This window comes from Homoserinimonas sp. A447, assembly GCF_054489325.1.
In genome coordinates this window covers 2,755,388-2,764,931 of the sequence record NZ_JBTMWW010000001.1, presented here as the reverse complement: position 1 = coordinate 2,764,931, position 9,544 = coordinate 2,755,388, and the positions used below count along the sequence as shown (strand labels likewise).

Genomic DNA, 9,544 nt, shown 5'->3' with positions numbered 1-9,544 from the left:
GCGGCTCAGGTGACTCAGTCTCGCGGGAGCGGAACCTCGATCAGCACCTGGCCGTCGGATGCTGTGAGCGCCTGGTCCAGGTCACTCCGGTTCGAGACGCGCAGGTAGCGCCAGCCGTACGCTGCGGCGATCGCCGAGAGGTCAGCGGTGTGCTGTGTGTAGAGCACCCGGTCGAAGCTGTCGGCCGGGGCGGTCTCGGCCACTTCGAGCTCATCGAAGATCGTGCCTCCGCCGTCGTTGCCGACGATGACCTGCATTCTGGGTCGCGGCTCACCGGCACCGAAGTGCAGCGCGCCCACGTCGTGCAGCAGCGCAAGGTCGCCGACCAGCACCCGGGTGACGCCGGCGCTCGGGTCGTCCTGGCGGGCAAGGGCAATTCCTACGGCCGTCGCGATGGTCCCGTCGATTCCGGCGAGGCCGCGGTTGGCGTGCACGGTGATCTTCTTACCGGGGGCCACCCGATCCAATTCGCGGATGAGGCGGGATGCCGCCAGCACCAGGCGGTCGTGCGGCCAGCTCGCCTGCCACACCGATCGGGCAAGCGACCGGCGGGTGACCGGGGCACGGAGTGCGGCGAGAGTCTGCCGCTGGAACTCGGGGGTGACGCTGCCGTCGACCGCATCCGGGGCGTCGACGCGGAGTGAGTCGTCGCCGGCTTCGACGATCGCCCGGCTGGCGTGCACCCAGCTGCCGACCCACGAGCGGTCCTGGTCGGGCTCGCCGCTGATCTCGACCGCGCCGGTGAAGGTGCCGACCGCGTGCCCTGGGTTGTAGGCATCCGCTCCCCTGCTCAGAACGACTATGGCTTCGACTCCGGGGCGAGCTACGAGGACAGGAACCTCACGAGTGAGGGTCGGATGCCCGAACACGATGACTCGCTCGATGCGGCCACCGAAGTCCGGGTCGTTCAGCAGTTCGCGGTACGCAACGACGAGGTTGGGACCGAACCGGGCCCCACTCGACACCTCGGCGAGCAGCGGCGCCCCGAGGGCCCGGGCTGCGGCCTCCGCCTGTTCCCCGGCCGCGTGGCCGGCGATGACCACGGTGTGCGGTGCCGCAGCGACCCTCGAAAGTGCCCGTTCCGGAGAATAGTGGCTGTTCCGCGGGGCACTTCTCTCCGGAACGGGCACTTCGGCGGAGGGGGAGGGCGCTGCGGGGGGAAGGGGCCCGACCACGCCGGAGAGCGGCTCGCGGAAGGCCAGGTTCAGGTGCACCGGGCCGCGCGGCCCCGAGTGACCCATCGCGGCCGCGACGGTCTCGCGCACCAGCTCGGCCACGTTGTCCCGGTCGTGTCCGCCATAGCTGGGCGCCTCGATGTCGCGGATGAAGCGGATGCCGGTACCGAACAACCCGTGCTGCTGCGTCGTCTGGTTCGAGCCGATGCCGCGCAACTCCGCCGGGCGGTCCGCCGTGAGCAGGATCAGCGGGACACCCGAATGATGAGCCTCGAGCACCGCCGGGTGGAGGTTCGCGACCGCCGTCCCGGAGGTGGTGATCACGGCAACGGGCAACCCGCTTTCGACGGCGAGCCCCAGAGCGAGGAACCCGGCGACCCGCTCATCGATGCGCACGTGCAGGCGCAGTCGCCCGGCCTTCTCGAACTCTGCGGCCGCGAGGGCGAGAGCCTGTGAGCGCGATCCGGGGCTGAGAACCACGTCGCGCACCCCGAGCCGCAGGAACTCAGCCAGCAACGTGACCGAGAAGTCGGTCGCCGCGGAGCTGCCCTCGGTGGGCCCGCCCGCCATCAGTCTTTCTGGTTGTTGGTGTCGTCATCCAGCTCGGCGAGGCGCTCCTCGAGGCGGCGGATGCGCTTCTCGCGGTCCTGCTCCATGCCGATCTTCCCCAGGAAGGCGGGGTCATCATCCGGAGCGCGCTGTTGCGACGCCGGCCGCGGTGCAATGCGGTTGCGCCGCTCCTTGCCGATCAGGAACCACAGCACGCTGCCGACCAGCGGCAGGAGAATGACGACGAAGACCCAGGCGATCTTAGGGAGGCCGCGCACGCGCGATTCATCCGTGCGGATGGTGTCGACGAGGGTGTAGACCCAGACGACGAACCCTACCACGGAGAGCGCGAACAGGAGTTTGGCCATGGTCCCAGTCTAAACCTTCGGCGGATGTTCGGCGCCGTGGCATTTCCCAGCCAAGGCCAGTCTCGCTCACAGCTAGCGAACGTAAACTGCACCCTTGTGAAGTCGTCAACCCGTTGGATCCTGTACTCGCTGTTCCGCGTGGGCCTGTTCGCCGCCGCGCTGGCGGCCATGCTCCTGCTCGGGCTGGAGTGGTGGGCGGCCGCGATCGTCGCCACCGTCGTCGCGTTCGCGATCTCCTACATCTTCTTCAGCGAGCCGCGCGACGCGCTTGCCAGGGACATCCATGAGCGCCGCCAGGCCGCTGGTGTCGACCTGGACAGCGACGCCGAGAATGCGATGCTCGATCGTTCGGCCACCGAGGACAAGTTCTAGGCAGCAACCCTAGAAGATGATCACCGCGGCCAGGCCGAGCCCGAATAACAGGGCGGTCAGGCTGGCGAGACGCAGGGCGAGCAGGAATTCGTGCGGGGTCTTCCCGGTGAGCGCGATGACCGCTGCCGGCACGGCTGCCAGCAATGCGAAGTAGACGTACAGGGCGTTGTCGAACAACAGCATGAAGTAGCCCAGGATCACGAAGGGCACCAGTAGCAGCACCGAGAACGCGATGCGCGACGGCATGCTGCCCATCAGCACGGCGAGGGTGCGTTTGCCTGCTCCGTGGTCCTGTTCGAGATCCCGAACGTTGTTGATCATGAGCACCGAGCAGGCCAGCAGGCCGCTGATGACTCCTACCAGCCAGCCCTCGAGGCTGACCGCACCCACCAGCACGTACATGGTGCCGGCGGCGGCGACCAGTCCGAAGAACACGAAGACGAACACTTCACCGAGCCCGTAGTAGCCGTACGGATGCTTACCGCCGGTGTAGAACCACCCGGCCAGCAGGGCTGCTGCTCCCACGGCCAGCAGCCACCAGTACCCGGTGACGACGATGATGGCGAGACCTGCCACGGCGGCCAGTCCGAAGAAGACCAGCGCCACGGTGAGGACGGTGCGGGGACGAGCCGCCCCCGAGCCGGTCAGGCGCGACGGGCCGACACGGTGACGATCGGTGCCGCGAATGCCGTCGGAGTAGTCGTTGGCATAATTCACGGCGACCTGCAGCAGGATGGCGACCGCGAAGCAGAGCCCGATCAGCAGCCACTGCCACTCTGGACGCACCAGGTACGCCGTCGCGACTCCGAGGGCGACTGGTGCGATCGCCAGTGGGAGGGTGCGGATGCGGGCGCCATCCACCCAGTCACCGAGCGTTGCCGGCTTCACCTTGGCGTTCGGCGGCAACACCGGCCCACCGGGCCTGCCGCCCTTCTTCTTCGCCTTGGCCTGCGCCTGCACGGGCTTCGGCTTCTCGGGTTTCTGCACCGGGGGCCGCATCCCCTTTTCGTGCTCGCGCGACTTCTTCGCCCGGGCGGCTGCAGCCGTCCTGGCCGGATCGATTCTCTGCTGTTTCGGGTTGCCCACGTTCAGGATTCTAGGGGACTACGGATGCTCGGCCACGAGCCGGCCCAACGCGGCGCGGTCCGCCTTGCCCGATGGGAGGTGCGGGATCTCCGCTACGACGATGATGCGTTCGGGCCGTGCCGGTGCACCGAGTTCACCGGCCACGGCTGCTCGCACCTGTTCCAGTTCGGCGTCCACCAGGGAGACGACGACGGGGACGAACCCCCAGCGATCGCTCGGCGCGGCGACCACCACGGCCTCGCCAAGCCCTGGCAGAGCGCGGACGGCGCGCTCCACCCTGGCCAGCGACACCGTGATGCCGCCGGACTTGATCAGGTCATCGAGCCGCCCGGTCACCCGCAGAACTCCGTCGACTATTTCCCCGGTGTCCCCGGTGCGATACCAGCGGATGCCGTCCCTGACGAAGAAGGCAGCATCCGTTCGCTCCTGGTCGCCCAGGTACCCTTCGGCCAGGGTCGGCCCGCCGAGCTCGACCTGCCCGTCGGTCACCGCCACCCGCACTCCGGAGAGCGCGCGCCCGTCGTACACGCAGCCGCCCGAGGTTTCGCTCGACCCGTAGGTCCGGGTCACGTTCAGGCCGGCCTCGAGCGATTTCGCCAGGAGTTGCTGCGGCATGGCCTGCCCGCCGACGAGGATCCGGTCGAAGTCGCGCAGCACGTCCAGCAGTTCGTCCACTTCGAGGAGCCGCGCCAGCTGGGACGGGACCAGGGAGGTGAATCGGGCCGGTGCATCCGGCGTCCTGGCTGGAAAAGTCTCGGCGGCGACGGCCAGGGCGAACGGGTCGAAGCGTCCGGCCGGCATCATCACCGGCTCCGTCTCGGCCGCAAGCGAACGCGTCAGCACGTTGATGCCCGCGATGTAGTGCGCCGGCAGGGCCAGCAGCCAGGTGCCGCGTCCACCCAGCGCCGACTCTGACGCTGCCGAGCTCGCGAGGAGGGCATCCGCCCCCAACGCCACCCGCTTGGGTCGACCGGTCGACCCGCTGGTCTCGACAACGACGGCGACCCGCTTCCGGACGCTGGCCGGCACACCCTCAGGGACACCGGGGTGCGGCAGCACGGCCGGCCCACCGGCGAGCGCGTCGCGCAGCGCCTCGAACACGGCGTGCGAATCTCCGCCGTCGACCACCCGCAGTTGCCGCGTCACAGTCCCACCTCCGAGTTGCGCGACCGGAGCCCATGCTCCGCGCGCGATTGAGAGACCCTTTGCGACAACTGCACGGAAAGGAGGACTCTCTTCGGCTGAACCTGCACTTTCTCCTCCCTTTGCGCGACGCTTCTCAGAACTGCCAGGGGTACGGCGACCAGTCCGGCTCGCGCTTCTGAAGGAACGAGTCGCGCCCCTCCACCGCCTCATCCGTGCCGTAGGCGAGCCGGGTGGCTTCGCCCGCAAACACCTGTTGCCCGACCAGGCCGTCGTCGACCGCGTTGAACGCGAACTTGAGCATGCGGATGGCGGTCGGCGACTTGGTGAGGATCTCGTTCGCCCAGTCGTAGGCGGTCGCCTCCAGCTCCGCATGCGGCACGACGGCGTTCACTGCGCCCATTTCGTATGCCCGCTGTGCGCTGTACTCCCGCGCCAGGAAGAAAACCTCGCGAGCGTTCTTCTGCCCGATCTGGCGAGCGAAGTACGCGCTGCCGTAGCCGGCGTCGAACGAGCCGACATCGGCATCCGTCTGCTTGAACCTGCCGTGCTCGGCGGAGGCGATGGTCAGGTCGCAGACGACATGCAGCGAGTGCCCACCACCGGCAGCCCAGCCCGGCACCACCGCGATGACCACCTTCGGCATGAAGCGGATGAGACGCTGCACCTCGAGGATGTGGAGTCGGCCGGTCGAGGTGGTGCCGTCCTCGTATTGGTACCCATCACGGCCGCGGATGCGCTGGTCGCCACCGCTGCAGAACGCCCAGCCGCCGTCCTTCGCGCTGGGGCCGTTGCCGGTGAGCAGCACGACGCCGATGCGCGGGTTCTGGCGCGCATGGTCCAGCGTGCGGTACAGCTCGTCGACGGTGTGCGGGCGGAACGCGTTGCGCACCTCCGGGCGGTCGATCGCGACGCGCGCGACCCGCCCTGTCACGTCGTGGTGGTAGGTGACGTCGGTGAGGCCGTCGAAGCCGTCAACCGTGCGCCAGACATCCGCGTCAAAGAGTTCCGAGACCATGGGGCAAGCCTACGGCGCGGTCACTGCTCGCAGGCGTCAGCCCAGGGCGCCGAGCAGCTGCGCGAGCACGAACGGGTTGGCCACGACCGCGGCGATCATGGCCGCGATGCCCAGGCGCCTGCCGCGGTTCGTGGTCACCGCGACCAGCCCGACCACGAACGCGACAACCGAGACCCCGATGGCGAGCCCGGCGAGCAGCGTCCCGCGCTCCCAGTTCAAGTTGCTCGCCTGCACGATCCCGGCAATCTGAAGGCCGCCTGCCGCCATGGCCAGCAGCACGGCAAGGGCCCCGAGTAGCCAGCGTGGGGCGCTCCGGCGCTTCCGGGCGGGCACCTCTGCTTCGACCGGCTGGTACATCTCGGTCGGCGGGTTCGTCATGGGCTAGAGCTTAACCCGCGCCGCACGTCAGACTGGAAGGGTGATCCCTTCCCTCGACCAATTGCTGGCAGCTGCCCGCGTGGTGTCCCTTCCCCTCAGCACCCGGTTCCGAGGCCTCGACGTGCGGGAGGCGGTGCTCTTCGAGGGCCCGGAGGGGTGGACCGAGTTCTCACCGTTCACCGAATATGCGGATGCCGAAGCCGTCGCCTGGCTGGCCGCCGCCATCGACTTCGGATGGAACCCCTCCCCTGCTCTGCTGCGCGACCAGGTCATGGTCAATGCCACCCTCCCGGCCGTCGATCCGGAACAGGTGGCCGCTGTGCTCGACCGATTCCCCGGCTGCCGAACCGTGAAGGTAAAGGTCGCCGAACCGTCACAGACCCTCGCAGAGGATGTGGCGAGGGTGCGGGCCGCCCGCGAATACCTCGGGCCGGATGGTCGGGTGCGTGTCGACGCGAACGGCGGCTGGACCATGGACGAGGCCGAGCGCGCGATCCACGCCCTGGCCGAGTTCGACCTCGAGTACGTCGAGCAGCCGTGCGCGACGGTGGATGAGCTCGTCGAGCTGCGCCGTCGCATCCGCTACCTGGACATCCCGATCGCTGCCGATGAGAGCGTGCGAAAAGCCGTCGACCCGCTGGCCGTCGCCCGCGCGGGTGCCGCCGACCTGCTGGTCATCAAGGCGCAGCCCCTCGGCGGCATCGCAGCAGCGCTGCGCATCGTGGCCGATGCCGGGCTGCCGGTGGTCGTTTCGAGCGCCCTCGACACGAGCGTCGGCATCTCGATGGGTGCCTACCTCGCGGCGGCACTCCCGTCCCTCGAGTTCGACTGCGGGCTGGGAACCGCTGCACTCCTGGCCGCCGACGTGACGGATGCCCCCCTCATGCCCCTCAACGGCAGCATCCCCGTGCGGCGCGTTGACGTCAGCGAGAGGCTGCTCCAACAGCATGCCGCGCCGCCCGACCGCACCGCCTGGTGGCACGAGCGCATCCGCCGCTGCCACGCCCAGCTGCCCTAGTTGAACTGCCCGGCAGGTTGGTTGAGTGGACGTGACGACACGCTGCGGCCAAATCGTTCAGACCACCGTGGTGCCTCGAGCTTCCCCATCAGACTGCCTCGGCGGCAAAGGCGATATCGAAGCCAGCGCCGTTTCGCGCCACGCCCATCAGGAGGATGCTCCCCCACTCGATGATGTAGGTCATCTCGAGTCCTCCCGCGTAGCGCGGCCGCATATCCAGGCTCTCCAGGAATGCGGCGACAGGTGCTTGCGCATCAGGGTCGCCGGCGAAGAACACGTCGACTGGCTTGTCTGCGGCTATGACGCCGCGGAAGAGCATGTTGAATGCCTTGACGACGTGCGCGTCTTCCGGCGCGACGACGGCGATCTGCTGCGCAATCGAGTTGCCCTCGGTAGTCACGATTCCGCTTGCGTTGGCGTTGAACGGGTTGGTGACGTCGACGAGGATCTTGCCGGCCAGCGCATCGCCATAGTGCGCGACCACACCAACCGCGCCGCTGTGCAGAATAGCCAGGATGACGATGTCACCCGCCGGCCTCGCGCCGAACGTGCCGACAGTAGTTCCGTTGCCGATCTGGTCGGCGAGCGCCTGAGCCTTGACACTGTTGCGACTCATGATCTCGACTGTGTGGCCGTGATTGGCCGCTCGCGTGCCAATGGCCGCTGCCATGTTGCCCGAACCGATGATGCTGATGGTCGTCATGATGTGTTTTCCTCTTTGTTTTCGGAATGCCAAGATGAGGCACCCCTCCGGTCAGGGCAACCGGAGGGGTGCCTCAGCTATTCCGAGATAGAATAGGAAAGTGAAAAAGGGTGACGTCCAGCAGCTACGGATGCCTCGCCGACGCGATGCCCAGGAGAATTACGACAGGCTCCGTGCCGCGGCGCAGCGCGAATTCGCCGCTCGCGGTGTAGACGCCTCGCTTGAGAGGATCGCGCGGGACGCCGGCGTCTCCATCGGCACCCTGTATCGCCACTTCCCCAACCGCTTGGATCTGATCTTGGCGGCGTTCGAGCCGCGGCTGCAGGAGTTCCTCGACGGGGCCAGCAACGCCCTGGAGATTGACGATCCATGGAACGGCTTCGTCTCATACCTGGAGAACCTGTTCCGTGTTCAGGCCGGCGATCGAGGTTTCAATGACTTTCTCTCCCGCCGATTCCCGGACAGCGCAGACACCGAGCGCATCCACGACCAGATGTGCCGCCAGATCGAGGATGTGCTCACTCGGGCCCAGGACGCCGGCGAGGTGCGCCCCGACCTCACCATGGCCGACATCGTCAATCTAATCTGGTCGAACGGCCGGATGATCGACGCCACCAGTCTCACCGCGCCCGACGCCTGGCGGCGTCACCTCTACCTCATGCTCGACGGATACCGTGCTGAGCGCGCACATCCGATCCCCGAGCCGCCAATGACGGACAAGCAGCTCTACGCTGCCATGGTGCAGCTCAGCAAGGCGAACTGACGAGCGAAAAAGACCTTCGGCTTACAGGCCCGAGTACGAGTGCAGCCCCTTGAAAAAGAGGTTCACCACGGTGTAGTTGAACATGACCGCTGAGAATCCGATGATCGCCAGCCACGCCGATCGTGCCCCGCGCCACCCGCGGGTCGCCCGCGCGTGGATGTACCCGGCGTAGATCACCCAGATGATGAAGGTCCACACCTCTTTGGTGTCCCAGCCCCAGTACCGGCCCCAGGCGCGCTCCGCCCAGATCGAGCCGGCGATGAGGGTGAAGGTCCAGAAGACGAACCCGACCACGGTGACCAGGTAGGCGAGGTTCTCCAGCTTCACGGCATCCGGCAGCGTCTTCAGCAGGGCGAGGGATTTCTTGCCGGCCTCCCGCCTGGCCTGCAGCAACTGCGCGATGGAGACGCCGGCGCCGAGGGCGAAGAAGGCGGTGCCGAGTGACGCGACGAACACGTGGATGATCAGCCAGTACGAGTCGAGGGCGTCGGGCAGCGGCTTCACCGGCACGTAGAAGTTGACGGTGCCGACGCCGAGGGTGATGAGCGCGAATCCGGTGATGTAGACGCCGAGGAACTTCAGTTCCTGCCACCGCTGGATGATGATGAACACCCCGACGACGATGGCGGATGATGTGAGCGAGAACTCGAACATGTTGGCCCACGGGACGAAGCCCTGGGCGACTCCGCGCAGCACTGTGCCGGCGACATGGAGCACCCAGCCGAGCACGACCAGCGCGAACGCGATCCGCTCGAACTTGTAGCGCGGCACCACCGGCTCGGCGTCCGTTGTGACCAGGGTTGCGGCCACTCCCCTGGTGTTGGCCAGCTGCCCGACGGAGGCGGCAACCGCCGGAACACGGGCCGACCGCTTCGCCAGGTCGAGCGCGAACATGACGAAGGCGACCGTGTACACGCCCATCGCCGAGTAGATCGCCACGAGCGAGTAGGTGTCAAGTGTTTCCATCACGG

Annotated in this window: 11 protein-coding genes; 3 read left to right on the top strand and 8 right to left on the bottom strand. The window is 67.6% G+C overall.

Annotated elements, in window-relative coordinates; translation table 11 throughout:
• Positions 1 to 14: 14 nt before the first annotated feature.
• Both menD and ACX3O0_RS13650 read right to left on the bottom strand, forming a co-directional pair.
• On the bottom strand, positions 15 to 1,745 hold the full coding sequence (menD, locus tag ACX3O0_RS13655; RefSeq protein ID WP_459108063.1) for a 2-succinyl-5-enolpyruvyl-6-hydroxy-3-cyclohexene-1-carboxylic-acid synthase: 1,731 nt from the start codon (positions 1,743 to 1,745) through the stop codon (positions 15 to 17).
• Complete coding sequence (locus tag ACX3O0_RS13650) at positions 1,745 to 2,092, bottom strand: PLD nuclease N-terminal domain-containing protein (RefSeq protein WP_459089739.1); 348 nt, start codon at positions 2,090 to 2,092, stop codon at positions 1,745 to 1,747. The genes menD and ACX3O0_RS13650 overlap by 1 nt, the downstream gene beginning before the upstream one ends.
• A gap of 96 nt (positions 2,093 to 2,188) precedes the next feature.
• Between ACX3O0_RS13650 and ACX3O0_RS13645 the strand changes: the two genes are divergently transcribed.
• Positions 2,189 to 2,464, top strand: coding sequence for a DUF4229 domain-containing protein (locus ACX3O0_RS13645; RefSeq protein ID WP_459089737.1), 276 nt, complete (start codon positions 2,189 to 2,191; stop codon positions 2,462 to 2,464).
• A gap of 9 nt (positions 2,465 to 2,473) precedes the next feature.
• Here the strand turns inward: ACX3O0_RS13645 and ACX3O0_RS13640 are convergent, their stop codons facing one another.
• The 4 genes from ACX3O0_RS13640 to ACX3O0_RS13625 all read right to left on the bottom strand — a co-directional run bounded on the left by ACX3O0_RS13640 (position 2,474) and on the right by ACX3O0_RS13625 (position 6,089).
• The gene (locus tag ACX3O0_RS13640; protein WP_459108485.1) at positions 2,474 to 3,463 is read right to left on the bottom strand and encodes a 1,4-dihydroxy-2-naphthoate polyprenyltransferase; all 990 of its coding nucleotides are present in this window, start codon (positions 3,461 to 3,463) and stop codon (positions 2,474 to 2,476) included.
• Between the two features lie 105 nt (positions 3,464 to 3,568).
• A complete protein-coding gene (locus ACX3O0_RS13635) occupies positions 3,569 to 4,696 on the bottom strand; it encodes an AMP-binding protein (RefSeq protein WP_459108062.1) in 1,128 nt (375 codons plus the stop codon).
• 133 nt (positions 4,697 to 4,829) lie between these two features.
• A complete protein-coding gene (locus ACX3O0_RS13630) occupies positions 4,830 to 5,711 on the bottom strand; it encodes a 1,4-dihydroxy-2-naphthoyl-CoA synthase (protein WP_459108061.1) in 882 nt (293 codons plus the stop codon).
• A 36-nt stretch (positions 5,712 to 5,747) separates the two neighbouring features.
• A complete protein-coding gene (locus tag ACX3O0_RS13625) occupies positions 5,748 to 6,089 on the bottom strand; it encodes a hypothetical protein (protein ID WP_459089731.1) in 342 nt (113 codons plus the stop codon).
• 40 nt (positions 6,090 to 6,129) lie between these two features.
• On the opposite strand from ACX3O0_RS13625, the gene ACX3O0_RS13620 reads away from it, so the two are divergent.
• Positions 6,130 to 7,107, top strand: a complete 978-nt coding sequence (locus tag ACX3O0_RS13620) for an o-succinylbenzoate synthase (RefSeq protein ID WP_459108060.1) — start codon at positions 6,130 to 6,132, stop codon at positions 7,105 to 7,107.
• 88 nt (positions 7,108 to 7,195) lie between these two features.
• Here ACX3O0_RS13620 and ACX3O0_RS13615 read toward each other — a convergent pair whose 3' ends face one another.
• Positions 7,196 to 7,810 carry an NADPH-dependent F420 reductase gene (locus ACX3O0_RS13615; protein WP_459089727.1) on the bottom strand — a complete coding sequence of 205 codons (615 nt, stop codon included), beginning with the start codon at positions 7,808 to 7,810 and terminating at the stop codon, positions 7,196 to 7,198.
• Positions 7,811 to 7,910: 100 nt separating this feature from the next.
• Here ACX3O0_RS13615 and ACX3O0_RS13610 point away from each other — a divergent pair, with 100 nt between their 5' ends.
• Positions 7,911 to 8,573 (top strand): TetR/AcrR family transcriptional regulator, encoded by a 663-nt coding sequence (locus ACX3O0_RS13610; protein WP_459108059.1) that lies wholly within the window; start codon positions 7,911 to 7,913, stop codon positions 8,571 to 8,573.
• Positions 8,574 to 8,594: 21 nt separating this feature from the next.
• Here ACX3O0_RS13610 and ccsB read toward each other — a convergent pair whose 3' ends face one another.
• Positions 8,595 to 9,539 (bottom strand): c-type cytochrome biogenesis protein CcsB, encoded by a 945-nt coding sequence (gene ccsB / locus ACX3O0_RS13605; RefSeq protein WP_459089836.1) that lies wholly within the window; start codon positions 9,537 to 9,539, stop codon positions 8,595 to 8,597.
• Positions 9,540 to 9,544 lie beyond the last annotated feature (5 nt).